General features: G+C 59.8%; 27 protein-coding genes. 21 read left to right on the forward strand and 6 right to left on the reverse strand.

The features are described from left to right. The first annotated feature begins 157 nt into the window (after positions 1-157). The 15 genes from VMY05_08200 (at position 158) to VMY05_08270 (ending at position 10,537) form a co-directional block, all read left to right on the forward strand. Positions 158-598, forward strand: a complete 441-nt coding sequence (locus tag VMY05_08200) for a transcriptional repressor (GenBank protein HUV31050.1) — start codon at positions 158-160, stop codon at positions 596-598. Between the two features lie 76 nt (positions 599-674). Next, positions 675-905, forward strand: a complete 231-nt coding sequence (locus tag VMY05_08205) for a FeoA family protein (protein ID HUV31051.1) — start codon at positions 675-677, stop codon at positions 903-905. Positions 906-929: 24 nt separating this feature from the next. Then, positions 930-3,347, forward strand: coding sequence for a ferrous iron transport protein B (feoB, locus tag VMY05_08210; protein ID HUV31052.1), 2,418 nt, complete (start codon positions 930-932; stop codon positions 3,345-3,347). A 2-nt stretch (positions 3,348-3,349) separates the two neighbouring features. After that, on the forward strand, positions 3,350-3,523 hold the full coding sequence (locus VMY05_08215; protein ID HUV31053.1) for a hypothetical protein: 174 nt from the start codon (positions 3,350-3,352) through the stop codon (positions 3,521-3,523). Positions 3,524-3,570: 47 nt separating this feature from the next. Beyond that, complete coding sequence (locus tag VMY05_08220) at positions 3,571-4,374, forward strand: energy-coupling factor transporter transmembrane component T (GenBank protein ID HUV31054.1); 804 nt, start codon at positions 3,571-3,573, stop codon at positions 4,372-4,374. 2 nt (positions 4,375-4,376) lie between these two features. After that, on the forward strand, positions 4,377-5,129 hold the full coding sequence (truA, locus tag VMY05_08225; protein HUV31055.1) for a tRNA pseudouridine(38-40) synthase TruA: 753 nt from the start codon (positions 4,377-4,379) through the stop codon (positions 5,127-5,129). A 15-nt stretch (positions 5,130-5,144) separates the two neighbouring features. Beyond that, on the forward strand, positions 5,145-5,795 hold the full coding sequence (fsa, locus tag VMY05_08230) for a fructose-6-phosphate aldolase (protein HUV31056.1): 651 nt from the start codon (positions 5,145-5,147) through the stop codon (positions 5,793-5,795). Beyond that, positions 5,792-7,087: an adenylosuccinate lyase gene (purB, locus tag VMY05_08235; protein ID HUV31057.1), complete on the forward strand. Its 1,296-nt coding sequence runs from the start codon at positions 5,792-5,794 to the stop codon at positions 7,085-7,087. Before fsa ends, purB begins: the two co-directional genes overlap by 4 nt. Next, positions 7,084-7,785: a phosphatidylserine decarboxylase family protein gene (locus VMY05_08240; GenBank protein HUV31058.1), complete on the forward strand. Its 702-nt coding sequence runs from the start codon at positions 7,084-7,086 to the stop codon at positions 7,783-7,785. The genes purB and VMY05_08240 overlap by 4 nt, the downstream gene beginning before the upstream one ends. Continuing rightward, positions 7,775-8,548, forward strand: a complete 774-nt coding sequence (pssA, locus tag VMY05_08245) for a CDP-diacylglycerol--serine O-phosphatidyltransferase (GenBank protein ID HUV31059.1) — start codon at positions 7,775-7,777, stop codon at positions 8,546-8,548. Before VMY05_08240 ends, pssA begins: the two co-directional genes overlap by 11 nt. A gap of 4 nt (positions 8,549-8,552) precedes the next feature. Continuing rightward, on the forward strand, positions 8,553-8,804 hold the full coding sequence (gene purS / locus VMY05_08250; protein HUV31060.1) for a phosphoribosylformylglycinamidine synthase subunit PurS: 252 nt from the start codon (positions 8,553-8,555) through the stop codon (positions 8,802-8,804). Further along, a complete protein-coding gene (purQ, locus tag VMY05_08255) occupies positions 8,801-9,514 on the forward strand; it encodes a phosphoribosylformylglycinamidine synthase subunit PurQ (protein HUV31061.1) in 714 nt (237 codons plus the stop codon). Before purS ends, purQ begins: the two co-directional genes overlap by 4 nt. Continuing rightward, positions 9,511-9,777, forward strand: a complete 267-nt coding sequence (locus tag VMY05_08260) for a DUF4321 domain-containing protein (GenBank protein ID HUV31062.1) — start codon at positions 9,511-9,513, stop codon at positions 9,775-9,777. The genes purQ and VMY05_08260 overlap by 4 nt, the downstream gene beginning before the upstream one ends. Positions 9,778-9,807: 30 nt before the next feature. Continuing rightward, a complete protein-coding gene (locus VMY05_08265; protein HUV31063.1) occupies positions 9,808-10,041 on the forward strand; it encodes a twin-arginine translocase TatA/TatE family subunit in 234 nt (77 codons plus the stop codon). A 37-nt stretch (positions 10,042-10,078) separates the two neighbouring features. Then, positions 10,079-10,537, forward strand: coding sequence for a hypothetical protein (locus VMY05_08270; GenBank protein HUV31064.1), 459 nt, complete (start codon positions 10,079-10,081; stop codon positions 10,535-10,537). 135 nt (positions 10,538-10,672) lie between these two features. Here VMY05_08270 and VMY05_08275 read toward each other — a convergent pair whose 3' ends face one another. The 3 genes from VMY05_08275 to VMY05_08285 are packed head-to-tail and all read right to left on the reverse strand — an operon-like array spanning position 10,673 to position 14,591. Then, positions 10,673-13,156: a serine/threonine-protein kinase gene (locus VMY05_08275; GenBank protein ID HUV31065.1), complete on the reverse strand. Its 2,484-nt coding sequence runs from the start codon at positions 13,154-13,156 to the stop codon at positions 10,673-10,675. Between the two features lie 11 nt (positions 13,157-13,167). After that, on the reverse strand, positions 13,168-13,896 hold the full coding sequence (locus VMY05_08280) for a metallophosphoesterase family protein (protein ID HUV31066.1): 729 nt from the start codon (positions 13,894-13,896) through the stop codon (positions 13,168-13,170). Next, on the reverse strand, positions 13,893-14,591 hold the full coding sequence (locus tag VMY05_08285) for an FHA domain-containing protein (GenBank protein HUV31067.1): 699 nt from the start codon (positions 14,589-14,591) through the stop codon (positions 13,893-13,895). Before VMY05_08285 ends, VMY05_08280 begins: the two co-directional genes overlap by 4 nt. 132 nt (positions 14,592-14,723) lie before the next feature. Between VMY05_08285 and dusB the strand changes: the two genes are divergently transcribed. Next, positions 14,724-15,737 (forward strand): tRNA dihydrouridine synthase DusB, encoded by a 1,014-nt coding sequence (gene dusB / locus VMY05_08290; protein HUV31068.1) that lies wholly within the window; start codon positions 14,724-14,726, stop codon positions 15,735-15,737. Positions 15,738-15,807: 70 nt separating this feature from the next. Beyond that, positions 15,808-16,773 (forward strand): electron transfer flavoprotein subunit alpha/FixB family protein, encoded by a 966-nt coding sequence (locus VMY05_08295; GenBank protein HUV31069.1) that lies wholly within the window; start codon positions 15,808-15,810, stop codon positions 16,771-16,773. A gap of 77 nt (positions 16,774-16,850) precedes the next feature. On the opposite strand, the gene VMY05_08300 is transcribed toward VMY05_08295, so the two are convergent. Continuing rightward, entirely contained in the window at positions 16,851-18,230 is a 1,380-nt protein-coding gene (locus tag VMY05_08300) for a PKD domain-containing protein (protein HUV31070.1), read from the reverse strand. A 378-nt stretch (positions 18,231-18,608) separates the two neighbouring features. Here VMY05_08300 and VMY05_08305 point away from each other — a divergent pair, with 378 nt between their 5' ends. From VMY05_08305 to VMY05_08320, 4 genes are read left to right on the forward strand one after another with little or no spacing between them, the layout of a single operon-like run. Beyond that, positions 18,609-21,305, forward strand: a complete 2,697-nt coding sequence (locus VMY05_08305; protein HUV31071.1) for a hypothetical protein — start codon at positions 18,609-18,611, stop codon at positions 21,303-21,305. A gap of 10 nt (positions 21,306-21,315) precedes the next feature. Beyond that, positions 21,316-22,302 (forward strand): PorV/PorQ family protein, encoded by a 987-nt coding sequence (locus VMY05_08310; GenBank protein ID HUV31072.1) that lies wholly within the window; start codon positions 21,316-21,318, stop codon positions 22,300-22,302. 36 nt (positions 22,303-22,338) lie between these two features. Then, entirely contained in the window at positions 22,339-23,220 is an 882-nt protein-coding gene (locus VMY05_08315; protein HUV31073.1) for a PorV/PorQ family protein, read from the forward strand. Positions 23,221-23,238: 18 nt separating this feature from the next. Beyond that, positions 23,239-24,357: an isocitrate/isopropylmalate dehydrogenase family protein gene (locus VMY05_08320; protein HUV31074.1), complete on the forward strand. Its 1,119-nt coding sequence runs from the start codon at positions 23,239-23,241 to the stop codon at positions 24,355-24,357. Between the two features lie 37 nt (positions 24,358-24,394). On the opposite strand, the gene VMY05_08325 is transcribed toward VMY05_08320, so the two are convergent. Both VMY05_08325 and murI read right to left on the reverse strand, forming a co-directional pair. Next, entirely contained in the window at positions 24,395-25,000 is a 606-nt protein-coding gene (locus VMY05_08325; protein ID HUV31075.1) for an XTP/dITP diphosphatase, read from the reverse strand. Between the two features lie 18 nt (positions 25,001-25,018). Then, the gene (gene murI, locus VMY05_08330; GenBank protein HUV31076.1) at positions 25,019-25,837 is read right to left on the reverse strand and encodes a glutamate racemase; all 819 of its coding nucleotides are present in this window, start codon (positions 25,835-25,837) and stop codon (positions 25,019-25,021) included. Positions 25,838-25,863 lie beyond the last annotated feature (26 nt).

Consider the following 25,863-nt stretch of genomic DNA (forward strand, 5'->3'; position numbering starts at 1 on the left):
CCTGCCGCTGGCGGCCTTTTTTTGTGGGTCCGCTCCGCGGACTTCGAAACGAGGGGCGCTCGAAGTTTCCGGAATTACTTGACTTTTTGCCTCAAATGGGTTAAATGAAATTGAAATTCGATTTCATTTGACCGATAACTGACCTGGAGGCGATACAATGAAAGAGCTCCTCAGGACCAGGGGGTTCAAGGTGACCCCGCAGCGGGAACTGATATTCCGCGCTTTTTTCGACCTCGGCAGGCACGTGACGGTTGACGAACTGTATCGTCGCGTTCGCGCCAGTGATCAGTCGGTCGGGTATACCACGGTCTGGCGGAATCTCAAGCTGATCTGCAAGGTTGGTCTGGCCGAAGAGGTGAACCTCGGTGACGGTGTGACTCGCTACGACCGTATTACCCGCAGGCCGCACGGCCACCTCTACTGCCTGAAGTGCAAGAAGGTCGTCGAGTTCGGCATGGATGACGTGACCGGCTCACTTCGCCGGACGGCGCGAAAAGAGAGTTTTGCGGTTGAGGGCGTAAAGGTCGAAATACACGGCGTCTGTAAGTCATGCCGGCAGAACGACGGCGGCGCGTCAGAAGAAGAGCTTCTGAACTGACCACGCTGGAGAAAGGGTTCGGCCGGGCAGGCGGACCGGAAAAGCAAGAATACATCTTGGTACAGGGTGAGAAAGCATGACGTATCTGAGCAGGATGGTTCCCGGGCAACGGGGTAAGATAGTGGGATTCACGGACGATTCCACCGTGGCGCGTCGGCTGGTCGAAATGGGTCTGGTGCCGGGCCGGAGTATTACGCATGTAAGGAACGCACCGCTTCAGGATCCGCTTGAGATTCAGGTGGGGATGTCCTGTCTGTCACTTCGGCGCAGCGAGGCATCCCTCGTGCTCGTAGAGTTACAGGATTAGCGCTCAAAGAGGCCGGCGGTATACATGAACGTTCGCCCCGACAGTGCCGTTTCCCCGCGCGACGTGGCGGTTGCCATCTGCGGCAATCCTAACTCCGGGAAAACCACGATATTCAATGCCATCACCGGCCTTCGGCAAAAGGTGGGCAACTATCCGGGCGTGACGGTGGAGAGGGTCTCAGGACGCTTCGGCATACGCTCCTGCCCGGAAAGCCGCTTTACGCTGGTCGACGTTCCGGGTGCGTATTCCCTGGCCGCTTTTTCTCCGGACGAGTATATCGCGGCAGGCGTCCTTTTCGGGCACGTCAAGGATGAGCGGTCTCCTGATGTCATCGTCTATGTTCTGGACGCGACCAATCTGGAGCGGGGCCTTTACATGCTGTTTCAGATTCTTCAACTCGGCCGGCCGGTTGTGGTGGCGCTTAACATGATGGATGTGGCCTGGCGATGCGGTTTGAGAATCGAGGCCGCGGTGCTCTCCGAGCGGCTTGGCGGAGTCCCCGTGGTCCCCGTTGTGGGCAGCCGCAACAGGGGTATCGATGACCTCAAACGGGCGATTGGCCGGACACTGACGGAGGAAACGGGGCCGGGGCAGCAGTGGTACGATGCCCGGGTCATGAACGTGGTTGAGACCTTGAAGAGCGCGTCGAACAACGGCCGGCGATCAGATGCCGAGTACCTGCGAGTGCTCTTTGACGTTGCGGGACCGGCTGAGGGGAGTTTTCTGCGGCAGGAAGAACAGGCCGGCAGGGCCGTTCTGGCCGGAGGCAGGCAGCGGCTGATCGACAGCTTCGGATCTCTCTCGGCCGCCGAGACTTTGCCTCTGACCGCTTCAGCAGCCGAGGTGGCCGCGCAGGCGGTTATCGCCCCGAAAACCGGCAGGGATTCAATCACTGAGAGGCTGGACCGCGTGCTCCTTCATCGCCTGCTCGGACCGGTTATCCTGGTCGCCCTGATGATTCTGATGTTCCAGTCGGTATTCAGCTGGGCGGAACCGGCGATGACTACTATCGACCGGCTGTTCAGCGGCTTTGCCGGGCAGGTCGAGAGCGTGATGGCGGCCGGACCGTTGCGATCACTTCTGGCCGACGGGATCATAGGCGGCGCAGGCTCAGTGCTGGTGTTTCTCCCGCAGATTGTCATCCTCTTTTTCTTTATCGCCCTGCTCGAAGACTCCGGGTATCTGCCGCGTGCGGCTTTCCTGGTCGACCGCATGTTCAGTTGGTGCGGCCTGTCGGGCAAGTCGTTTATTCCGATGCTTTCGTCGTTCGCATGCGCCATTCCGGGCATCATGGCCACACGCACGATTGAGAGCCGTAAGCTGCGCCTTATCACGATCCTGGTTTCGCCACTGATGAGTTGCTCGGCGCGACTTCCCGTCTACGCTATCATGATCGCCGCCTTTATCCCCCACAGGTCCTACTGGGGATTGTTCAACTCGCGCGGTTTGGTGCTCACCGGTTTGTATCTGCTCGGCATATCGGTGGCCGTACTGGTATCGCTGGTGCTGAGCAAGACGCTGTTGCCGTCCCGGCGCGGTACCTTCATGCTGGAGATGCCAAGTTACAAACTGCCGACCCCGCGCTCGATCTACATTCGCGTATACGCCCGTGCCCGTTCCTTCGTCGTGAGAGCCGGCACCCTCATTCTGGCCATCACCATCATCATATGGGCTCTGAGCTACTATCCGAGGCCGCCGGACCTGCAGCAGCCCTTCGAGTTCCGGCAAGCGGCTCTCGGACAGGAATACAACGCTCGCATCGCTGATATCCAGGGCAGGCTCTCTTCGCTCGAGAACCGGAGTCCCCAGACGCCGTCTGTCCGTGTCGAGCAGGTCCGGCAGAGCCTTGCGTCGACGTCTTCACTTGAGGAGCTGGATCGAACGGCCGGCGAATTGTACCGATCCGACGGCGCGAGCCTGGATTTTGTGCGGCTCCTGGTTGAGCGTCGAGAAACCGACCTCACGTTCACACAGGCCCGGCAGGCGATAGGCGCCGAGCAGGCCGGGGCCAACCTCAGGAATTCCTACTTCGGCCGCATCGGCCGCACGGTCGAGCCGGTATTTCGTCCCCTCGGCTGGGACTGGAAAGTGACCATGGCGACGCTGGCTTCTTTCCCGGCCCGGGAAGTGATTATTGCCACCCTGGGCACAATCTTCAACCTCGGAGAGGGCCTTGGCGAAGGCAGCCCGTCGCTCGTCGCCCGGCTGCGGCGAGCCACGTGGGACGACGGACCGAAGAAAGGGCAGCCCCTTTTCACGGTCGCGGTGGCACTTTCGATAACGATCTTCTTTGCGCTTTGTTGCCAGTGCGGGGCAACCCTTGTGACCATCAGGCAGGAAACCAACAGCTGGTGGTACCCGGTGGCCACGTTTGCTTACATGTCCACTCTTGCCTACCTGTGCGCGCTGGCGGCGTACCAGCTTATCGTGCGGTTGGCGTAGTCATGAGCGTATTCTGGCAGGATATGGGTATCGCGGCGGCGGTGATGGTCGCCTTCGTCTATCTTGTCGCCTATGCCGCCCGCCGCAGGAAACGAAGGCGTCCTTGCGCGCAGTGTGGTATTCTACGGGTCGGCCTGCGTGAAGGCGTGCCGCCGGAGCGCCGTCCGGGCGGTTGACTTTCCGTCCGCATACGGTATATTTTCCGCTCCTGGGTACATGTAAGATGCTGCGATCAAATTCGATACTGCTGGGGCAATACCGTCCGCTTGATTCGTTCCTTCACAGCCTGGACGCCCGTGCCAAGCTGTTGCCGGTTCTGCTGGTGTTAGTCCTCGGGCTTCTCACCGAATCTCTGCTCTTTTACGTGGTGATACTGGGAGCCCTGCTGGCCGGGCTCATCGCTTCCGGCGTCGGGCTGAGTGCGCTCATGCAAAACTTCCGGCCGGTCCTGATCATTGTGGCCGTTACGTTTGCTTACCACCTGGTGTTTTCAGGCCGCGACACCGCGGTCCAGTTCACGCTTCTCGGCTTTGACGTCACCAGTGGAGCCCTGATGACCGCCTCCTTCTTTTCGCTTCGCTTAGTGCTCTTTCTGTCCATGGCTTTCCTTGTCACGCTCACCAGTTCGCCCTCGGAGCTTGCTGAAGCCGTCACACGGCTGCTGAGGCCATTGAAAAGAGTCCGCGTCCCGGTGGACGATCTGGGGCTGATCCTGTTCATGGCGCTGCGCTTTATCCCCATTCTTTATGGTGAGTTCATGGCCATTAAACATGCCCAGATTATACGAGGAGTGAGTTTCTCAGGTTCGCTGGTCAATAGGATTCGCCGGACCTCCAGCCTTCTGGTGCCCGTCCTTGTGACGGCAATCGCTCGGGCCGACGACCTGGCCCTGGCCATCGAAGCGCGCGGTTATCGGAGCGGTCAGCCCAGGACGTTCTACAGCCGGGCCCTGGTAGGTCGAAAAGAGTGGGCTTTCATAGCCACAAGCTGTCTGGCAACAAGTCTGTTATACTGGATTATGCGCTGAGTATGGCCGAGCGGAATATCAGATTGACTGTCGACTATGACGGTACGCAGTATGCGGGCTGGCAGATGCAGACCGACCAGAGAACGATTCAGGGTGAACTTACAGAGGCCATTTACAGGACGACGGGTCAGCGGGTCAACCTGATCGGAGCCGGCCGCACGGATGCCGGGGTGCACGCGCTGGGCCAGGTGGCGAATTTCCGTATCGAGCACCGGCTGGAGCCGGCACGATACAAGCAGGCTGTCAATTTCCATCTGCCGGATGACGTACACGTCAGGGAGTCAGTCGATGTGCCCCTGGAGTTTCATGCCCGGTTTGACGCGAGATTCAGGCGGTATCGGTACCTGATCGACGCCGAGCCGTCGGCAGTTCACCGGCATTTTCGCTGGCACCAGGAGGATCTGGACCAGGAGCTGTTGTGCCGGGCGGCATCTCTGGTGCCGGGTGAGCATGATTTCGCGCCATTTTGCGTGACGGCATCGCGGAAAGACAGTAACGTGTGCCGGGTAGGATCTTCCCGGTGGCGGTCGGTCGGTTCGCTGCTGGTGTACGAGATCAGGGCGGATCGGTTTCTCCACGGGATGGTCCGGTCGCTGGTCGGGGCGATGGTCAATCTGGCTCGGATACGCAGGGACCGCCACCCGGAAAACTTGACTTTGTCACGGTTCAGAGATATTTTACTGGCTCCCAGTGAGATACGGGTCGTGTTCACCGCCCCGGCGCACGGTCTCTATCTTGTATCTGTAGGTTATTAGCATGGGATACGACACATGAAATTCTTCATTGACTCCGCCAACCTCGACGATATCAAGGAAGCCGCGGCCATGGGTGTGCTTGATGGTGTGACGACCAACCCGTCGCTGGCCGCCAAAGAGAGCACTCCGTACCGGGAACTGCTGGCTCAAATCTGTAAGCTTGTCCCGGGGCCCGTCTCCGCCGAGGTGCTCGCGACCGACACCGACGGCATGATCCGCGAAGCCGAGGAACTGGCCGCCATAGGCGACAACATCGTTGTTAAGATACCCACTATTCTGGAAGGCCTCCGGGTGATAAAGGAACTGAACGGTCGCGGGATTATGACCAATGCCACGCTGGTGTTCAGTCCGATGCAGGCACTGCTCGTGGCCAAGGCCGGGGCGACCTTTGTATCGCCGTTTGTGGGCCGGCTTGACGACATATCCAGCGACGGCATGGACCTGGTATCGCAGATTGTCACGATCTACGGTAACTACGGTTTCAGCACGGAGGTGATCGTCGCGTCGGTGCGGCATCCCATGCATGCCGTGGAGGCCGCCCGCATGGGCGCCCACGTGATTACCATGCCGCTGGCCGTGATTCGTAACCTGATTCGGCACCCGCTGACCGACATCGGCCTGGAGAAGTTTCTCAGCGATTTCAGGAAGGCGAGCAAGAATCAATGATTGAACGGTACACCTTGCCCGAGATGGGCGCGCTCTGGACCAGGGAGGCCACGTTTGACAGCTGGCTGGAGGTCGAAATCGAGGCCGCACGGGCCATGGCCTACTACAAGATCATTCCTCAAGAGGCCTTCCGCAGCATTCTCAAAAAGGCGAATTTCGACATAGCCCGCATTGACGAGATCGAAAAGGACGTCAATCACGACGTTATCGCCTTCCTGACCTCGGTCTCGGAGGCGGTGGGGGAAGATGCCCGGTATCTGCACTTTGGCATGACGTCATCGGACGTGCTTGACACCGCGCTGTCGCTGCGCATGATGCGGGCGTCGGCCATTATCGACAAGAAGGTTGACTCGGCGCTTCGGCTGATCCGAAAACTCGCCCACAGGCATAAGACTACCCCTTGCATCGCGCGCACACACGGCGTCCTGGCTGAACCGACCACGGTAGGACTGAAATTCGCCGTCTGGTATACCGAACTCAAGCGCCGGCGCGCGTTGTTCAAGGCCGCGACGAAATCCGTATCAGTGGGGAAAATCTCCGGGGCAGTGGGCAATTACGCTAACCTTGACCCGAAGGTTGAGAAAGCCGTCTGCAGGCGGCTCGGGCTGGCGCCGGCGCTGGTATCGACCCAGGTAGTGCAGCGGGACCGCCACGCCGAGTACATCACCGCCCTGGCCCTGATGGCCTCTTCGCTGGAGAAGTTTGCCACGGAGGTGCGGAACCTGCAGCGCACGGAAATCGGCGAGATGTTCGAGGGGTTCGGCAAACGGCAGAAGGGTTCGTCGGCCATGCCGCACAAGAAGAATCCCATCACGGCCGAGCGGATCACCGGAATCGCGCGGCTCCTGCGCGGCTATGCGGTGTCCGCGATGGAGAACGTTCCCCTGTGGCACGAGCGGGATATCGCCCATTCTTCGGTCGAGCGGGTGATTATTCCCGATGCCGTTATCATCATCGACTACGACCTGCAGAAGTTCATCGAGCTGCTCCGGGGGCTGACTGTCAACGAAAAGCGCATGCTCGAAAACATCTTTTGGGCCGGTGGCTTAGTCTTTTCCCAGCGGCTGCTGTTGAAACTGGCCGGGCCGGTCGGCTCACGCGACGAGGCCTATCGCATGGTCCAGCGCAACGGCCTGCTGGCCACGGCCGGCAAGGGGTCGTTTCGGGACCTGGTCCGCCGAGACGAGGAAATCCGGAAATATCTTTCCCTGCCGGAAATAGACGACTGTTTTGACCTTTCATACTATACGAAGCACGTCGGCAAGATTTTTCGCCGGGTATTCGGCTCATGATGGCGCGGGAAGGCATACCATTTGTCCTGGTCGGGCTTGCACTCACGCTCGTCCTGTTGTGGGGTGCCCTTGCGCTCGGCGGCCTGCTGCTGCCGGTTCTGTGCCTGCTGCTCGGATTGCTGACGCTGGGCACGGCGTTCTTTTTCCGTGACCCCGAGCGGACGTTCACGGAGCAGGCCGATACGATCGTATCGCCTGCCGACGGGCGGGTCGTTGCAATCACCAGGTCGGAGCACCACCCGTTTGCCGGAGACGACACCGTACGGATATCGATCTTTCTATCGATTCTGGACGTGCACGTCAACCGGGTACCGGTTTCGGGAACAGTAGCGTACGTAAAATACAATCCCGGCAGGTTTGTCGCTGCCTACAAGGACAAGGCGTCTGAGGTCAACGAACAGACCGAGATCGGTATGACCGCGCACTCCGGGCACAGGCTGGTTTTCAAGCAGATCGCCGGGGTGATCGCGCGGCGGATTGTCTGCCGTCTGAGCCAGGGAGACAGCGTTGCCGCCGGCCAGCGGTGCGGCCTTATCCGGTTCGGTTCCCGCACCGATCTCATCCTGCCCGGCAAAACCAGGGTCGAGGTCCGGACCGGCGATCACGTGCTGGGCGGCAGCACCGTCCTCGGCCGCCTCGTCGGTCGGGTGGAGGCCGCGGGGGTACTCCCTGTCACGGGAAGCGAGAATGTCGATTAACCGGGGCATCTTTCCGGGGACGTTCACCATGGGCAACGTGGTGTGCGGCTTCCTGGCCATTCTGTCGGCCTTCGAAGGGAACGTCACGACGGCGTGCTGGTTCATTGTTCTGGCCGGGTTTCTCGATGCCCTTGACGGCAAAGTTGCCCGTATCAGCCGCACGACGTCCCAGTTCGGCCTGGAACTTGATTCTCTGGCTGATTTCCTTTCGTTCGGCGTGGCTCCGGCGGTGGTAGTGTACGCCACCAGGCTCAGCGCCCTGGGCAAGTGGGGCTGGATCATTTCCATTGTTTACATCATGGCGGCTTCCTACCGTCTGGCGCGGTTTAACCTGATGGCCGACACGGAAGAGAAGAAGGACTTTGTCGGGCTGCCCGTTCCCGCGGCGGCCTTTGCCCTGGTCTCTTTCATCATTGCCTGCTATCACCTGTGGGGTGGCCTGCGGTACGATGAATTCCTGGTCTCAACGATTGTCCTGTGTTCGTTTCTCATGGTTTCGCAGGTGGAGTATGACAGTCTGCCGGATCGTTTTCATTCGCTCCGCGAGCGACTCAAGCTTGCCTTTGTCGTCGGCACGGTCCTGGTGATGGTTATCACGCTGGTCGTCAGCGGCAGATGGTTCAACTATAGAGTTTTATTGTTTCTGTTTGTGGGATTGTATATATTGTCCGGTATAGTGCGAGAATTCTACCGGTTGTTTACCGTCGGTGTCGGTAAGGTCACCGGTCGCCCGCACCCCCGACGAACGGCGGGAAAGGACTGACACGATGCCAGCACGCGAGAAGGCGATTGTCTACGTAAGCCTCAAGGACGGTGTTCTTGACCCTCAGGGGGTGACCATCCAGAAAGCGCTCAACCAGATGGGGTACGGTGATTTCTTATCGGTGCGCTCCGGCCGGTTCTTTGAACTGGAAATCGAGTCCGGGGCCGCCGACATTGACCGGCAGATCGATGACGTCTGCTCCAGGTTGCTGGCGAATCCGGTTATCGAAGAATATCGCGTGGAGCGCCTGCGATGAAATTCGGCGTGGTCACTTTTCCCGGGTCCAACTGCGACTACGACGCGTACGCCGCCGTGCGCCACGTGTTGCGCGACGAGGTTGAGTTTTTGTGGCACCGCTCGTCGGACCTTAAGGGATGTGACGTCATCATTCTGCCGGGCGGGTTTTCCTACGGCGATTACCTGCGCGCCGGCGCTATCGCACGCTTCTCAGCGATCATGAATGAGGTTGTCGGTTTCGCCCGGTCCGGCGGCCTTGTGATCGGCATCTGCAACGGCTTTCAGATGCTGACCGAGGTCGGCCTGCTGCCGGGAGCCCTTGTCCGCAACCGTCACCTTCGCTTTCGCTGCCGCCAAGTATACCTCCGCGTCGAGCGGAGCGATACGTGCTTTACCTCCGCCTGCGCGGACGGGGACGTGCTCATGGTCCCCATTGCGCACGGGGAAGGCAGTTACTACAATTTCGAGGGTGACATTCGCAGGCTGGAAGATGCGCGACAGGTGGTCTTTCGCTACGTGGATAGCCAGGGGCGTACGACGGACGAGGCCAACCCCAACGGTTCGGTCAACAACATTGCCGGCGTTTCCAACGCCGAGGGCAACGTGCTGGGCATGATGCCTCACCCGGAGCGGGCGGTTGAAAAGATCCTCGGGTCCGCGGACGGTCTTAAGGTCTTCGAGTCGCTGCGGGCGGCGAAACCGAATCCCAATCTGGCGAGGCAGCCGTGAAACGGCGCGAACTGACGTTTATTATCACGGCTCTGATTCTGGGGGCCGTAGTGGGGGGCCTGCTGGGAGACATCATCGGCACGTTTCTGCCGCCCGGCGCCGCCAAGACGGTCTTCTCGAAGTCGGTTCAGATCGGTTTTGCGCCTTTCCAGGTGGAGTTTTATGCCGTATCATTCACCGTCGGCCTTATGTTCAAGATTAATTTCATGTCGGTGCTGTTTATTTTGCTCGTAATAGTATATTTCCGCTGGTGGTACTTGTAACGAGAGCGAGAATCCTGGGAGGATGGTTATATGTTCGGACTTGGGCCATGGGAATTGCTGCTGATTTTTCTTGCTGTCCTGCTGCTGTTCGGTGCCAAGAGACTGCCGGAGATCGCGCAGGGCATGGGCAAGGGAATTAAGGAATTCCGAAGGGCGATGAAGGATACGACCGACGAAATCAAGGGGTCGATCGACCCCGACAAGGATAAGACGTCCGACACGTCGGTCAAGTCAGGAAAGTCTGACAGTAAGGGAGATAAGTGACAACGCCGCCCCGGCGGCGCATCTCCTGAGGCAAAAAATGACTACAGGCTTTGGCAAGAGTGACGTCGAGAAGATCGGCAAGGTACTGGGCGCGGAGAGGATCATATACGAGAAGGATCACTACCGCCTCAAGGTCACCAACCCGGAAGAAAAGCGCATCCTGGTGCTGGAAGTGTATCCGGAGGTGACGCTGGGCCGCTCGCGGGGCATGCTGGTGGTCATCTACACGGGCAACAGCCACCTGCAACTGCACAACTGCACGGGGTACGTGGTCTCCGAGGAACTGGCCGAAGTGACCTTTGTCGCCGAGACCGCCAGCCGGCTGTCAGGCCTGGTGGTCGAACGGGGCGCCTCCTGTTCCCTGTACGCCGGCATGAGCCGGGATCTGATCTCGTCGGATTTCACCCAGCTCGGAGTGGAGGCCATGCTTTCCGGCGTGGCGCTCTCGCTGGCGGAGGAAATCCTTGAAAAAGAAGAGGATCGTCCGGCCGACTGAACCTGAGAATCGGGATGCCGACGATACGGTCCCGGTGCGACCGGTGGGCGTCACTGTCTGCCCGCCCGGAACCACAAAAAAGCCCGCCGCCTCCGGGCGCAGCGGGCCGTCTTGTATCCTGGCCGTCTCCGCAGCTTAACGAGCCGCGAAGGATTCCACGAAATCATGAAGGTCGACGTTTATTTCCGATGCCTTCTGGTATCGCTCGGCCGGCTCCTTCTTCAACGCTTTTGCCGTGATGTGATCGAACAGCAGCGGTATTTGCGGGTTGACGTTTGACGGCTTTTCCGGCTCATGGTGAAGGATCGCATAGATGAGCGACGTGATGTTCTCGCCCCTGAACGGCCGGCGCCCGAGTAGCATTTCGTACATGACGACGCCCAGGGAGAAGATGTCGGCCCGCCGGTCAATCGTCTTACCTTTCAGTTGCTCGGGCGAGATGTAGTTCGGTGTGCCCATGGCGATGCCGGTCTTGGTCATGGAATTGGAATCGATACGGGCGATACCGTAATCCATCACCTTTACGCGATAATCCTTGAGGATCATGATGTTCGCCGGTTTGATGTCGCGGTGAACGATGCCCTGCTCGTGTGCATAGTGGAGAGCGTTGCAGATCTGGGTGATGATCTGGGCAATGATCCGGTAGTTGAACTTCACTTTCTTCTTGATCATCTCTTCGAGCGTGTGGCCTTCGAGATACTCCATGGCAATGTACTGAAGGTGTCCTTCGGAGCCGACGTCGTAAATCGTCACTATGTTCGGGTTAGACAGTTTGCCGGCTGCCTGCGCCTCGCGGAACAGCCGTTCCCTGAGTTCGGCCATTTCCTCAGGGTCGTTGACGAAGTCCAGCCGGATCGTCTTGAGAGCGACGGGGCGGTTGATGGCCGGGTCGATTCCCTTGTACACCAGGCCCATGGCGCCTTTGCCCAGGACACTGTGGACCTGGTAGCGACCCAGGTGCTTGACCTCGCCGGGATCGGTGGGCACTCCGACTTTCCGGCTGTCCGGACCTTCCGGCTCCATGGCGGTTTCGCCGCTCTCGTCAATCTGAAAGCCGTCCGGAGCGACATAGTCCTGCTCGTCTTCGACCGACCCGGAGCCGGCGATGTCAGGGGAGACCGTCGCCGCCGACCCGGTCGTGGCCGGCGTTACGGTTGTCTGCTGGACCTCGGTGACCTCCTCGTCAATGTTGATTGTCTGGTAGTCGTCAGGCAGACCGTGCGGCGTGATCGGTTTGTGAGGATCAATAGCCCGGGTCTCCATGCGTGCCGAGTCGTAAGCTGAGTCACGGATCTGGCGCACCGGGATGTCCTCCCGCGTTGTGCGCGGCTGGCCCGCCGCGGCGATCGGCACGCTGGCTTTGGGCGGGCCGGCTTTTGCCCTCGTTTCGCCGGTAATGAACCGGCTGTCAAGCAGCGGTGCGGCGGCCATGAACAGGAAAAGCTCCAGGGCCACGTATACCGTCTGCGGGATGATTCCGAAGGAACTCACCATGAAATAGTTGACGTTGGCGAGCAGAATCACGGACGTGCCGAGCGCCACCATGCGGTACATCAGCGCGAGGCGCGGAAGAACGAAGGCGCACAGGACGCCCAGGATTACCAGAATGAACGCGTCGACAAGGGCTCGTTCTTCCCTGACCGTTACCATGTTCTTATTGAGGATGTTCTCGATGACGGTCGCTTTTACCCACAGAGTGGGCGTATCCTCCCTGAAGGGGGTGCGAAACGTTTCGGTAAAGCGCGGCTCGTCGACTCCGACAAGAACCGTCTTGCCGGCAAGCTTGGTGAAGTCGAACTTCCCGGTCAGGACGTCGGCCGCTGAGTAGCGCTCGAAGGGGGTGCCTCGGGCGAAGCGGATGAAATACCGGCTGGCATCGTCAATGGGGATGGTGCGCTGGCGGCCCAGCAGAATGGCCTCCTTCTCCACCACCTGTACCTGATCCGGAGGAATACCGAGGGAGACCGCCGCGGCCAGGAGGCTCTGCGAGGGGTAGTAGAACCCCTCGTAGTTCATGACAAGCGAGTGGCGGCGCAGAAGGTGGTCGCCGTCCGGCGATTCGTAGTCAAACCCGATGTAGGGTTTGTGGGTCAGGAGCTTTTCGGCCGGCAGGAAGATCTTTCTCGCCAGCAGCGACGATTCTTCACTGAGCACGCCGAGCGGATTGTCCGTGGTAATGGAATTATTAAACAGGTACGGCGGGTTGCTTGTCTTGCCCGATCGGTAGGTCGCCAGGGCGATGTCGTACGGCAGGATGGCGTTATCGATCCACGAGAGTTGGTCGGCCAGAATGTCGGTGAAGCCGGCCGAGTCCTGGGTGGCGTCTTCCGGCAGGTCAAAGTCCAGCACGATGGCCTTCGGATTGCCCGAGGCCACGGCGGCGGTCAGGTCGGCGATCAGGTCGTAATTCCAGGGCCAGGAGCCCAGCGAGTCCTGTGCGCGGCCGTCGACCATGATCAGCGACACGTTGGGCCGGACGCCCTCCGGTGCCGTAAGCCTGCACAGAGCGTCGTTCAGTGATCGCTGCATTGACTCCATGGGCCCGAAGCCGTTCGCATACAGGATCACAATGGACACGGCAACGAGGAGATAGAGAACGTATGAAGAATATCTGGCCATGGTGTCCTTCCTTACCGTCCGACTACCAACCGGTCGGCGAGCATTTTGTGTATGCTTGCCTCTTTCATTTTCTTCTGCGTCAGCCCCACGTCGTATTCCACGCGGCGAAAGATGATCTCCTGTTGCTTCGAATCGTAAATGACGTAAGATGAGCGAGGGTCGTTGTCTCGCGGCTGTCCCACTGAGCCGACGTTGACAAGGTAGCGTCCCTCGGGATCGGGATTGAAATCATGACCGACCTTGCTGCCGTAGGTGCCGTCGGGATATGCTGAATAAATGTGCGGCACGTGAGAGTGGCCGAAGAATGCCGTTTGCTGCGGGAAGCACTCAAAACTGCCTTTGGCCTCACTAATCGTCATAATGTAGTGCCATTGGTCCGGCTGGCGCGGAGAGGCGTGCACCAGGTAGGCACCGTGGATGGTGGCATCCAGTTCGAAATCCGCCAGTTGAGCTAGTTCCCGATCGTCCAGCTGGCTTACCGTCCAGGCCATCGAATCCCTGGCCACCTTGTTCAGGTGGCTCCAATCGAGCAGGCCGAGTGCGACGTACTCGTGATTGCCCAGCAGCTTGATGTCGCAGTGCCGAACGACCAGATTGAGACACTCAACCGGGTTGCACCCGTATCCGATCACGTCGCCCAGGCAGTGGACGCGGTCGAGGTGCTGCTCGTCGATGTCCCGGAAAACCGTCTGCAGGGCCTCAAGATTGGCATGGATGTCCGATATCAGCGCACACCTCATGCAGTCCTGCCTTCAACGAACTTAAACGTCGACTTGCCCACCGTTACCAGGTCACCGTTCTTCAACACGCAGCGCTCAATCGACTCGCCGTTCACCTTCGTCTTGCCCTTCTTACCGAGGTTGATCAGTGCAAAACCGTTGTTTTCGCTCACGACCTTGGCCTGAATGCCCGAGATCATGAACCCTTTTGCCTTCACGTGCACGAACTTCGCCCGGCCGATCGTGGTCACCTCCCGGTCCAGCCGGAACTCCGAGAACTCAGTGTTCTCCTCGCCGGTCAGGACGGATCCGCCGTGTTTGGCGACCATCTGCCGTTCCATGCGGTCGTCCTCCAGCATTCTCTTCTGCTTCTTCGTGTTCAGCACCATCGTCCCGTCCATGTTGGCCATGTCATCGGCACGGGCCGTGGATTCCTTGTGGTAGACGAGAGAGTACTTGCCGATGGTGATGGTGTCATCGTTGCGGAGCACTTCCTCGGTGATTTTGCGGCTGTTGACGAAAGTGCCGTTGAGCGATTCGTTGTCGATGATCACGGCGGCATTGTCGTTGAATTCGATCATCGCGTGTTTGCGGGAGACACCCCGGTTTTCCAGGACGATGTCGTTGTCGTGAGTGCGCCCGATGGAGAGCCGCTTCTTCTCGGTGACGATCCGCTCGATGACCTTATCTTCAAATCTGACTACGATCTCAGCCATTGAGGGTTCCTTTCCTGTTATCTGCCAGTGGCGTTTTGTTCCGTCAGGGCCGTGACGGCCATAGACCCATGGGCTCTGTATCTTGTTGCAACATCACTTGTTGAACATGGTCAACCTTAGTATATTGTCGGCATGACGGTGGGAAACTTAAACCTCACCGGGCGGGCCCTCCTGGCCCCGCTGGCCGGTGTATCCAATCGACCGTTTCGCGTCCTGGCCATCAGCGCCGGAGCCGCCATGGCGTTTACGGAGATGGTCTCGGCCGATGGCATCGTTCGGTCTCAGGCCAAAACGCTGGCCATGATGCGTTTCAAGCCTGACGAGCAACCTATTGGCATCCAGCTATTTGGTGCCGACCCGGCGGTTATGCACGAAGCTGCCGCCATCACTGTAGAACGCTTCAGGCCGGACCTTATCGATATCAACCTCGGTTGCCCCGTGAAAAAGGTGGTTCGCAAAAACGGCGGGGCGGCCTTGCTCAAGGACATCGGCCTGACCAGGCGGGTCATTCGCGCCGTGGTCACGGCCGCCGGCACCACCCCGGTCTCTGTCAAAATGCGTTCCGGTTGGGAGCAATCGAGCCCCGTCTATATCGAAGTGGCCCGTCTGGCCGAGGAGGAGGGTGTCAGCGCCGTAACGCTGCACGCTCGGTCGCGTTCCTGCGGGTTTGCCGGTCGGGCCGACTGGTCGGCAATCGCCCGGCTGAAATCGGCCGTATCCATCCCGGTGATTGGCAACGGCGACATTCGTGTTCCGGAAGACGCTCGGCGCATGCTGGAAGAAACCGGCTGCGACTCTGTCATGGTCGGGCGAGCGGCAATGACCGATCCGCTGATATTCCGTCGGATCAACCAGTTGCTGTCAACCGGTGTGGAGCCGGCGCCGCCGACCATCCCCCAGATCGTGGAACTGGCCCTGGTCCATGCCCGTCTCATGCGCGATGAGTACGGCGAACAGAGGGGTATGCGGATGATGCGCCGCTACCTCGGCTGGCAGGTCAGGGGCATTCGGGGTGCCGCCAAGCTGCGGCCCCTGTTGTTCAGAGTTGAAACACTTCGGGACATCGAGCGGATATTCGAACGTTATCTCGGGGCCGGCGCCCCTGAGCCGTCTGCTCCGCCTGAGAAACTGCGACCCGGCGCTTGAAAAGAGTTGCCTGGCACGGGAGCGAAGCCTATATTACGAGCCAAGTTACTGCACATCAGAGGGTGACGGAATGAAGATACTTGTAGTTGCGCTGCAGAAAGACGGTAAGGTTGCATCGGCTACCTTTGAGGTAATCACGGTGGCCAAGTCGCTCGGCGGAGAGATCAGCACGGCCGTACTTGCCGACAACGCACAGGCACCGGCCGAGAAGATTGCATCAAGAGGAGGCGGCAAGGTACTTGCAGTGTCCAACCCTGCTCTGAAGTACTTCAACGACGAGAGCTACGCCCGGGTCATTGCTGAAATGATCTCGCGACATGCACCCGATCTCGTGCTCGGGCCTGCGTCCTTCTACGGCAAAGCGTTGTTCAGCCGACTGGCGGCTCTTTCGGGCGGAGCTATGGTGTCCGACGTAACCGGTGTGGAGGCGAACAGCGACAGGCTGGAGATTACCAGACCCAGCTACGGCGGTTCGGTCATAGAGCGCGTCGTCGGGCGGAGTGCCGGGGGGCCGCTTTTTGCCACCGTACGCCCGAAGATATTCCCCGAGTCGTCGGACGGCGCCGGTGAGGTTGTATCTGAAACCGTCGACGAGTCATGCTTTCAGTCCCGCGCTACGGTAACGGAGGTCAAGGTGGAATCGGCCGGGTCACAGAACCTTGCCGAGGCCGACATCGTGGTATCGGCTGGTCGCGGCATCAAGGGTCCGGAGAACGCAGCACTGGTGCGCGATTTGGCTGACGCGCTCAGTGCAGCCTTCGGCGCCTCCCGAGCCGTCGTCGATGCCGGCTGGCTTGCCTATTCGCAGCAGGTCGGCCAGACCGGAAAGACCGTCAACCCGAAGCTCTACATCGCCGTGGGGATCTCCGGAGCCATCCAGCACCTCGTCGGTATGCAGACCTCGCAGACTATCGTGGCGATTAACAAGGATAAGGATGCTCCCATCTTTAACATCGCCAACTACGGTATAGTCGGAGACCTTTTTGAGATCGTCCCGGTGCTCACCAGGAAATTCAAGGCGGAACTGTCGCGGTAGACATACTCGGACGGAAACAAAGCGAAGTATAAGAAAGCCCGCCGGCTCGGCCGACGGGCTTTTCTCCTGGCTAACTCTTACGGTGCCGTCACCACTACCGTATCCACGTCTTCTACCTGACCGCAGTCATTGCTGATGGTCAGCCGTATCTCGTGTGAACCGGCGGATGTAAACTGAAACGTTTCGATGCTGTCCGTTCCGGTGTTCGCGGGGTCGCCGAAGACCCAGTCTCGACCGAGGACTACGCCCGGCGACAGGTCGGTGAAGGTGAAAACGTCGTCCGTGGTGCCGGTGGTGGGTGAGATGCTGAACGACACGGTCTGCAGCGTATCGGACAGGACGACAAGGTCGGCTGCCGTGCGTTCGTCCTGGCCGCAGGGACCGTCGACTTCCAGGATGATTGTATACCTGCCCGGCGTCATGAAGGCGTGGGCGGGACTGGTGTCGTTGGAAAACGTGCCGTCACCGAAGTCCCACGTCCAGCTTGTGATTCCGCCGACCGATTCATCCTGGAACTTGACGACAAACTGCTGAAAGTCAGATATGCAGCCGGCGGTCGGGCTGGCCGCCGAAAAGGCGGCCTGGGTGCTGTCATACACCGTGATGAGGTCGACCATCGAGTCGATGGACACGCCGCCGGTGCTGGTCACTTCCAGCGTAACCGTGTACGTGCCGGAGTCTTCGTACGTCCAGACGGGGTTCTGGTCGGTTGAGGTGCCGCCGTCCCCGAAACTCCACGACCGACCGGTGATGGCGTGATCCTGGCCGGCTTCGCTGGAGTCGTAGAACGCTACTATCAGGGGTCGGCATCCGGAAACCGGGTCGGCGGCAAACTGCACGACCGGGCAATCCGTAATCTGGATCAAATTGGAGTCCGTAAGGATGGTCTGGCCGCAGGCGCCGTCGACCGTCAGAGTCACGCTGTACTGGCCGACGGTATCGTACACGTGGACCGGAACCGAGTCGTTGGATGATTCGCCGTCACCGAAATCCCAATCCCAGGCGGTAATGCCACCATACTGCACCGGAGTGAAAGTGACCTCGAGACCGGGACACCCTGAATCGACCGACGGTACGAAGTCGGCGATTGACTGGCCCGCGATAATAAATCGTTTCTTGATCTCCGTATCCTCGCCTTCCGTCGGCTCATGTTCCAGCGTCAGCATAACCGTGTACACACCGGCGCTGTCATACGTGTGGACGGGATTGGTGTCGGTCGAGGTTGTGCTGTCGCCGAAGTCCCACAGCCAGCCGGTTCGCGGGCCGTCCGACAGATCCTGAAAAGTCACCGTCAGCGGCACACAGCCGGAGTCGATATCGACGCCGAATTCCGCCGTCGGGTGCCCGGCGATCGTAACTTCGGTCACCTCGGTAACCAGTTCGTCGCACCCGGGAACGGTGAGCGCCACGGTGACAACAACACAAAGGAAGATTGGCAGGAGGGATCTTCTGGTCATGGACGGCCTTTCCTTGTCGCAATTGAGTACGCCTGACTATATATGTACGGCTCTCCTGGGTGTCAATTCATTATTTCTACCCGCCCCACGTCGATTGTTTCCCTGACGGTATACGAAACGAGGAGCGCCATGGCGGCGTGACGGAACCTCAAGGCCCGTGGCGGGTAAGACTATGAGACTGCCGGTCGCGGACGCTCTAAAGGCCTTGCCTTGAACAGCCGTTTTGGTTATGTTCCCCAGCATCAAATCCCGGGCCGGTCAACGCACGGCAGTGCCAGCGCCGCCCGACCGGTAAATACGGCATGAAACGGCCTTGACACGACCAAACCGCGTAAAAACTGCTCCCGGCGACGGGTCTTTTTTTACCTGGAGTACACTGTGAAAACTGTTGTGAAGCTTTGCGCACTTTTCCTGCTCCTGGCTCCGGCGGCCGTCGGGGAGGTTGCTGACCATTTTGAATTGAACGCCTCTCCGGCAACGGGTGTAGCCAGCAATACGGCCCTTGAGGCCCTGCGGCACGGTCTCTCCGCCGATTCCGTGGGCATCTGGCTGGCCACCGGGAAGGGCGTGAACTTCTCGTTTGACGGCGGTCAGACCTGGTTTATCCGCGACGCCCGCGACGGCCTGGTCAGCGATGTTATCTCGGCGCTGTTTTCAGTGGGCGGTCGGCTCTGGGCGGGATCTCTTCACTACGAGTTGATAAAAGAGCAGCTATTCTCCATTTCGGACGGCCTTTCCTTCAGTGACAACAACGGTGAGACGTGGACGCAGATCAACTTCGGACCGTCGGGCCTGGACATACCGTTCGTATGGGGCGGGGACCGAACGGTGTACGACGTTACCGGCCATATCGACTCCGGCTTTTTCAATCACCTGGCGGACCCGGCCCCCACCGAATGGCTGTTCTTTTCCGCCTTTGCCGGCGGCCTTCTGGCTTCCCAGGACGGGGGTATGCACTGGCGACGGATCTACCCGTCAGCGATGGACTCGGTGCAGTACTATTCGGGCGGTGCTCCTTCTTACGCCAACCGGAACTTCTCGTGTGCCGTGGATACGTCGCATGCCGACACTCTCGTGCTGTGGAACGGAACGGCCAACGGCGTGTACCAGTACGTCTTCGTCACGCCTCGGGAGAAGCTGTATTCTCGCCGCGTGAACCGGCTGGCCTTCTGCGATACCTGCTCTGACAGCGCCGTCGGCGGTATCCTGTTTGTCGCCGGGGACAACGGCTTCAGCCGGGGGAGGCTGACCGGCGGGCCGTATGAAACGCGGTTTAAAGACGTGGACGGCCTTCCCGGGTCGTTCGTATCGGCTCTTATCGACGTCGGCGGCAACCTGCTGGTCGGAACCGTCGACACCGGGTCAGGTGCCTCGGCCGGTCTGGCCGTCTCGACCGACGTCGGAGACTCCTTCTCGCCGGTAACGCTGCCGGGCGTGGTCGGCCCTGATCGCGTTATCTCGGACTTCACGCTCATGAACGGGCGTTTGTACCTGGCCGCCCAGACAGCCGGACTGTTCGTCTCGCTGGACGACGGACTGTCATGGAATCCCGTTCCCCTCGACACGCTCACGGCGCCCGACGTGAACACCGTGAACGCCCTCAACGTCAAGGAGGACACGCTGCTGCTTGGAACCGATGCCGGTCTCGCGGCCCTGTTTATGGATGCCGTGGGGAATGTCGATTCCAGCAGCCTTACGCCGTTTCCGGAAGGTGACAGCAGCTCGAGCAGAATCATTCGCGTCAAGACGCAGGTCTTTACCGATACCCTTGACAACGTGGACTCGACGATCATCTGGACGATACATCGCCCGCTCTCGCCGGCCGGTCAGCCTATGGTGGGTCGCCGCGGATTGGTCATTGACACCATCGCCAACGACACTACGACGGTCTGGGCCCACCTGCAGGTGGGAGCCCCGGTGTTCGACGTCAACTTTTTCGGAGTCACGGCTTTCGTGACCGGCTATTTCAACGGCGTCAGCGTCCGCTTCACGACCACCGGCCAGAACCCGGAAAATCCCTTCACGGTCCGGCAGGTGGACGAGTATGGTGTGGTTCGGGACAGACTCGACGACGACACGGTCACGGTCATGGAACTGCGGGGGGATACGGTTCTCTTCGGCAGCCACAACGGCTTTGCCTACTCTTTAGACGGCGGGCTGACGTTCACGATTGTGCGCCCCAATCTGGACACGCTCAAATCCGACTTTGTTATCAATCATACGTTCCAGTCCAGCCTGAATTTTGATGATTCCACTTACGGCCTGACGGGTGATTTCATTCCCGCCCTGGGTGTAAAGTACGGCGATGCGGGGGTCGCCCATGTCTGGGCATCGGGAAGGCAGGTCACGGACGGCTTTGCGGGCGGCCGTTCGGTTGGGAGGTTCACCAAGCCGGAGGTGGTCACCGTTGTCGACACGGTCACGGGCGACACGATCTCGGTCGACACGGTGGGATACAGCGTCCGCTGGCAGGCCGTCGATACGAGCAACTTCGCCTGGAATTTCGAGTTTGTCGGTGATTCCACGTTCTCCGGGACCGATGCAGGCCTGTTTTTGGATATCGGCCCGGCCGTCCTGGGGTCAAGCGTCCGGGTGCCGCTGGTGAACGAATCCACCGGCGAGCAGCTCGTTGACCCGGGAACTACGGTGCTGGCCGTCGAGGCCCTGGACACGTTTCTCTGGGTAGGCACCGACGACGGCACCGTACGCCTGTCGCTGAGCCCTTTCCTTGACAACCGCCTGATTCGAAAGGTTGACTCCGCGGACCAGGTTTACGCGTTCCCGGTGCCGTTCAGCCCCGGTCGCGATAACGGGCAGACGGTGGACTTTCATTTCCCGGTCAGGGAGGCGGGCTACGTCACGGTGGAGATATATGATTTCGCCATGAACCTCGTGGCCAGGCCCATCGACCACGTGTTTTACGAGGCAGGCATCTATCCGGGCGAATCGTCCCAGGGGATCATCTGGGACGGACGAAACGGCAGGGGTGACATTGTTGCGGTCGGAGTCTACTACTTTAAGGTTCGATCCGGATCCGGCGAGGAACGCTGGGGCAAACTGGCCGTTATGCCGTAAGGGAGAAGAGATGAATTACCGAATCCTTGTCAGCGCGGTGCTTATCGGCGTACTCTGGGCCTGCCCGGGGCGGTCGGCCGAGGGCGACGGCGGGTATGCCGGAGCCTTTTTCCAGGTACCGGCGGGAGCGCGCCCGACGGCCATGGGGGGAGCCTATCTTGCGGTTTCCGACGACGGTGCGGCTCCGCTTTTCAACCCGGCCGGGCTGGCCAATCTCAAGCGACCTCTGGTCGGAAGTTCGTATCGGGCGATGAAACTGGACCGGTCCCTGGGCTACATCACCGTCATGTTTCCGGTTCAGGGCAGCGCCGTGGTCGGGGCCCACTGGCTGTATGCCGGATCGGGCTCGGTCGAGGCGAGGGATTCCGACGGTGACCTCCTGGGAAGGGATATCAGCAACAACAACCACCAGTTTGCGGCCGTGTTCGCCAAACGGTTTGAACGCTACCTGGCCTTTGGTATCAATCTCGGCTACCTGTACTCAACGATGCCCGAAATCAACGCCGCTTCGGTCGGCTTCGATTTCGGCCTGATGTTCTATGTTGATCAGCTGTTCGACCGCGAAAAACGCGAGGAGCTGCCGGTGAAGGATATCCAGGTCGGCCTGACGTTCAAGAACGTGTCCAAAAGATATTCGTGGAACTCGGAGACCTACCTCGCCAAGTATACGACGAACGCCACGGGTTCGGAACGTGATGACGACGTCCCCCTGGAGTTCGGTCTTGGCGCCGCCGGTCGCTTCGCAGATCGCAGGCTGCTGCTGGCCGCCGACGTCCTGAAAAATGAAAAGCAGGGCACTCAATTACATGCCGGCGCTGAATTCTACGTGTCCGAAGAGTTTGCCCTTCGCTCCGGTTACTCCGACGGGCGGTTCACGGCCGGCACCGGTTACATGTTTCGGCTCGGCAGCCGGGTTCTGCTGATTGATTACGCTTTTACTACCGATAAAGCCGATGAAGGTTCGGAGCACATCTTCTCGTTCGACGTGCAATTCTAAGGGCTCGTTTGGATGGTACGGATACGCGCATCGTGTTTGACGTTCTTACTCGTCATTTGCCTGACCGGGGCTGCCGAGGTGCAGGCCCAGCTCGGGCTGGCGCTGATGAAGGTTGAGCCGGCGGCCCGTCCATCAGGGATGGGCGGGGCGTTTGTTTCAGTCACCGGCGACCCGAACGCTCCGGCGTACAATCCGGCGGGGGCCGTCATGACCGAACGGTTTGTCGCTTCGCTTGGTCACAACACCTACTGGACCAACGTACGCCTCGAGACCGGCTACGCCGTGGCCCCGCTGAGCAGCCGAACGTACCTTCACGGCGGGTTCCGGTTTGCCTCGGTGGACGATATCGAGGGCCGGTCCGCACCATCGGCCGAGCCGGACGTCGTTTTCGAGGCCAGGGACATTTCGTTCAAGGCCGGGCTGGCTTACCGGTACACTGAACGGTTCAGCGCCGGCTTTGCCGTGGGCTGGTTCATGGAGAAGATCGGGGCCTGGCGCGGGTCGGCGTTCAACGTCGACGCAGGCCTGTTGTACAGGATCACGCCGGTAATCGTAGTCGGCGCCTCGGTCGTCAATAACGGCTGTGATTTCAATCTTAAGCTCGACGGTAATCCGTCCAGCGAAGATATTGCCCTGCCGACGACCTACCGTGCCGGCGGCTCGTACCGCTACGACCGGTATCTCGGGGCCGTGGACGTGGTGATGCTGGAAGAGAAGGTACATGTCCACGCCGGGGCCGAGGCGGTCCTGCACGAGAGTCTATCCATCCGCTCGGGCTACATGTTCAACTATGATTCGAAGAACTTCACGGCCGGGGCGTCGTTCACCCGGCACAACTTCACTTTTGACTACGCTTTCGTACCGTACACAAACGACCTGGGGACAAGTCATCTCTTTAACCTGACTGTGACCATATAAGAAACAGGAGCTACCCTGATGGCCAAGTATCGGATCGCCTGGCTACCCGGTGATGGTGTCGGTAACGACGTCATGGAAGCGGCCAGAATCGTTCTGGACGCAATCCGGCTTGACGCCGAGTATATCCCCGGCGACGTCGGCTGGGAATTCTGGAAACGGGAAGCCAACCCGCTGCCCGACCGCACCCTCGACCTGCTGAGAAACACCGACTGTGCCCTTTTTGGAGCCATCACGTCGCGCCCTAAAGAGGAGGCCCAGAAGGACCTCATCCCGGAGCTTCAGGGTAAGGGGCACGTATACGCCTCGCCGATAGTCCGCATGCGGCAGGAGCTGAACCTCCGCACCAACCTCCGCCCCTGCAGGGCATACGAAGGCAACCCGCTCAACTACAAAGGCGGTATCGACATTGTCGTGTTCCGCGAGAATACCGAGGATTTATACTCCGGCGTGGAGTTTCACCCCGTCCCGGACGAAGTGCGCGACGTCCTGAAGAAACACAACAAGAAAATGGCCCGCTTCGACCGTGTACCGGGCGAAGACATGGCGATATCGCTGCGCATCGTTACCCGAAACGCCAGCCGGAACATCATCACCGACGCCTTCGAATACGCGAAAAAGACCGGGCGCAAGAACGTCACCGTCGTCGAGAAACCGAACGTCATCCGCGAGACGTCGGGATTGATCGTTCGCACGGCCCGCGAGGTGGCCCGGGATTACCCCGGTATCGAATTGTGGGAAACCAACATCGACGCCATGTGCATGTGGTTGATCAAGAACCCGCTGGACTACAGTGTCCTTGTCACCTCGAACATGTTCGGGGATATAGTCTCCGATCTGTGTGCGCAACTGGTCGGCGGCCTTGGTTTTGCCGCCTCCGGCAATATTGGTGACGACTACGCGGTCTTCGAACCGACCCACGGATCGGCGCCCAAATACGCCGGGCAGTACAAAGTCAACCCGATGGCTATGCTCCTGTCGGTCAAGCTGATGCTGGAATGGCTGGGGGAGACGGCCAGTGCCGACACCCTGGAGAAGGCCATCGCCGGCGTGATCAGGGAAGGCAGGATCCGCACTTACGACATGGGTGGCACCAATTCTACGCTCGATGTAGCCAAAGCCGTGGCAGCCGGGGTTTAGGCCGGAGTCTTGCCGGAAAGTCAGTCCGGGCTCATCTTCAAGCTCGCATGGCGTTGAGCCGTTCGATTATCAAGGAACGGGCTTCCTGCAACGCTTTGCCCCGGTGGCTGACGAGGTTCTTTTCTTCCAGCGTCATGTCCGAGAAGCGCTTTTGCTTCGGGGGATAGTAAAAGACCGGATCGTACCCGAACCCCTCGGCCCCGGCGATGTCCTCTGTTATGCGGCCCTCCGCCGTCCCTTCAACGGTCTGGACTTCCTCGCTGTCCCAGGCGATGGCGATCACGCAACGGAAACGTGCGGTGCGGCGCTCGGCGGGGACGCCCTCAAGTTCCCGTAACAGCTTCTCGTTGTTGTCGCGGTACGTACAACCCTCTCCGGCAAAGCGGGATGAGAGGACACCCGGAGCGCCGCCCAGGGCGTCCACCTGTAGACCGGAGTCGTCGGCCAGGGTCGGATGTTCACAGAATTCGGCGACCGTTCTGGCCTTGAGAACAGCGTTCTCTTCCAGCGTGGTTCCGGTTTCCGCGACCTCCGGGAATTCGAGGTAATCGTCGGCGGTCAGGATAGTGACCGGCAGGTCGCCAAGAAGTTGCGTTATCTCCCTGACCTTGTCGGGGTTATTTGTCGCCAGAACGAGCTGCATGGGGCGGTCGACGGCACTTCAATACGCGTTGATATCCACTCTCGTAGTTTTCTCCACCACCTTCCCGAGAAACCGCGTGGCAACCTGCGAGAATTTCTCGGGGACGTCGGACACGAAGAACTTATGCTCTCCCTCGGGGGCCGGTTTCTGCGACGTGCGTGGCGTCAGCAGGTTGTCCTCGGCCAGGACCTGATACGCGGCCCGGGCAGCCTCTTCGCCGCTGTCGATCAGCGTGATACGGTCTCCCATGACGTCGGCAATGACGTGTTTGAGCAGGGGGTAGTGGGTGCATCCGAGGATGAGGGTGTCGATACCGACGTCGTGCATGGTCTGGAGATAGTCACGCGCTATCAGGTACGTGGCTTCCTTGTCGATGTAACCTTCCTCGGCCAGGGGGACAAACAAGGGGCAGGCCAGTGAGAAGACTTTCAGATCGGGGCTGATTTCGTGGATCATCCGCGCATAGGCGTTGGAGCTGATGGTGGCGTGTGTTCCGATGACGCCGATGCGTCCGTTTGTGGTGCCGTCCACGGCCGCCGTCGCACCCGGTCTGATCACGCCGACCATTTTGACCGGGAATTTACGGGCAATCTCGTCGAGCGCCACCGCGGAGGCGGTGTTGCACGCGCAAATGATGAATTTGACTTTGTGCTCCATCAGGAACGAGATGTCCTGGGCGGTGAACTTCGTGATGATCTCCCGGGACCGACCGCCGTAGGGGTAACGCCCCACGTCGCCGAAGTACACGATATCCTCGGCCGGCAGCAGCTTGAACACCTCGCGTGCCACTGTCAGGCCCCCCACTCCCGAGTCAAAGATGCCGATTGGCGCGTCCATACCTGCTTGTGTCCTCCCGCGTTTAT

It is taken from the genome of Acidobacteriota bacterium, assembly GCA_035529075.1.
Taxonomy (GTDB): Bacteria; Zixibacteria; MSB-5A5; order GN15; family FEB-12; genus DATKXK01.

What these genes read in the sequence shown, in the direction of transcription:
- purS (HUV31060.1), top strand. Translation starts at nt 8,553, where the DNA reads ATGCCAGCACGCGAGAAGGCGATTGTCTACGTAAGCCTCAAGGACGGT.
- truA (HUV31055.1), top strand. Translation starts at nt 4,377, where the DNA reads ATGGCCGAGCGGAATATCAGATTGACTGTCGACTATGACGGTACGCAG.
- VMY05_08205 (HUV31051.1), top strand. Translation starts at nt 675, where the DNA reads ATGACGTATCTGAGCAGGATGGTTCCCGGGCAACGGGGTAAGATAGTG.
- VMY05_08265 (HUV31063.1), top strand. Translation starts at nt 9,808, where the DNA reads ATGTTCGGACTTGGGCCATGGGAATTGCTGCTGATTTTTCTTGCTGTC.
- VMY05_08220 (HUV31054.1), top strand. Translation starts at nt 3,571, where the DNA reads ATGCTGCGATCAAATTCGATACTGCTGGGGCAATACCGTCCGCTTGAT.
- VMY05_08285 (HUV31067.1), bottom strand. Translation starts at nt 14,591, where the DNA reads ATGGCTGAGATCGTAGTCAGATTTGAAGATAAGGTCATCGAGCGGATC.
- VMY05_08275 (HUV31065.1), bottom strand. Translation starts at nt 13,156, where the DNA reads ATGGCCAGATATTCTTCATACGTTCTCTATCTCCTCGTTGCCGTGTCC.
- VMY05_08300 (HUV31070.1), bottom strand. Translation starts at nt 18,230, where the DNA reads ATGACCAGAAGATCCCTCCTGCCAATCTTCCTTTGTGTTGTTGTCACC.
- murI (HUV31076.1), bottom strand. Translation starts at nt 25,837, where the DNA reads ATGGACGCGCCAATCGGCATCTTTGACTCGGGAGTGGGGGGCCTGACA.
- VMY05_08325 (HUV31075.1), bottom strand. Translation starts at nt 25,000, where the DNA reads ATGCAGCTCGTTCTGGCGACAAATAACCCCGACAAGGTCAGGGAGATA.
- purB (HUV31057.1), top strand. Translation starts at nt 5,792, where the DNA reads ATGATTGAACGGTACACCTTGCCCGAGATGGGCGCGCTCTGGACCAGG.
- VMY05_08320 (HUV31074.1), top strand. Translation starts at nt 23,239, where the DNA reads ATGGCCAAGTATCGGATCGCCTGGCTACCCGGTGATGGTGTCGGTAAC.
- fsa (HUV31056.1), top strand. Translation starts at nt 5,145, where the DNA reads ATGAAATTCTTCATTGACTCCGCCAACCTCGACGATATCAAGGAAGCC.
- VMY05_08240 (HUV31058.1), top strand. Translation starts at nt 7,084, where the DNA reads ATGATGGCGCGGGAAGGCATACCATTTGTCCTGGTCGGGCTTGCACTC.
- VMY05_08295 (HUV31069.1), top strand. Translation starts at nt 15,808, where the DNA reads ATGAAGATACTTGTAGTTGCGCTGCAGAAAGACGGTAAGGTTGCATCG.
- VMY05_08310 (HUV31072.1), top strand. Translation starts at nt 21,316, where the DNA reads ATGAATTACCGAATCCTTGTCAGCGCGGTGCTTATCGGCGTACTCTGG.
- pssA (HUV31059.1), top strand. Translation starts at nt 7,775, where the DNA reads ATGTCGATTAACCGGGGCATCTTTCCGGGGACGTTCACCATGGGCAAC.
- dusB (HUV31068.1), top strand. Translation starts at nt 14,724, where the DNA reads ATGACGGTGGGAAACTTAAACCTCACCGGGCGGGCCCTCCTGGCCCCG.
- VMY05_08215 (HUV31053.1), top strand. Translation starts at nt 3,350, where the DNA reads ATGAGCGTATTCTGGCAGGATATGGGTATCGCGGCGGCGGTGATGGTC.
- VMY05_08200 (HUV31050.1), top strand. Translation starts at nt 158, where the DNA reads ATGAAAGAGCTCCTCAGGACCAGGGGGTTCAAGGTGACCCCGCAGCGG.
- VMY05_08280 (HUV31066.1), bottom strand. Translation starts at nt 13,896, where the DNA reads ATGAGGTGTGCGCTGATATCGGACATCCATGCCAATCTTGAGGCCCTG.
- purQ (HUV31061.1), top strand. Translation starts at nt 8,801, where the DNA reads ATGAAATTCGGCGTGGTCACTTTTCCCGGGTCCAACTGCGACTACGAC.
- VMY05_08270 (HUV31064.1), top strand. Translation starts at nt 10,079, where the DNA reads ATGACTACAGGCTTTGGCAAGAGTGACGTCGAGAAGATCGGCAAGGTA.
- feoB (HUV31052.1), top strand. Translation starts at nt 930, where the DNA reads ATGAACGTTCGCCCCGACAGTGCCGTTTCCCCGCGCGACGTGGCGGTT.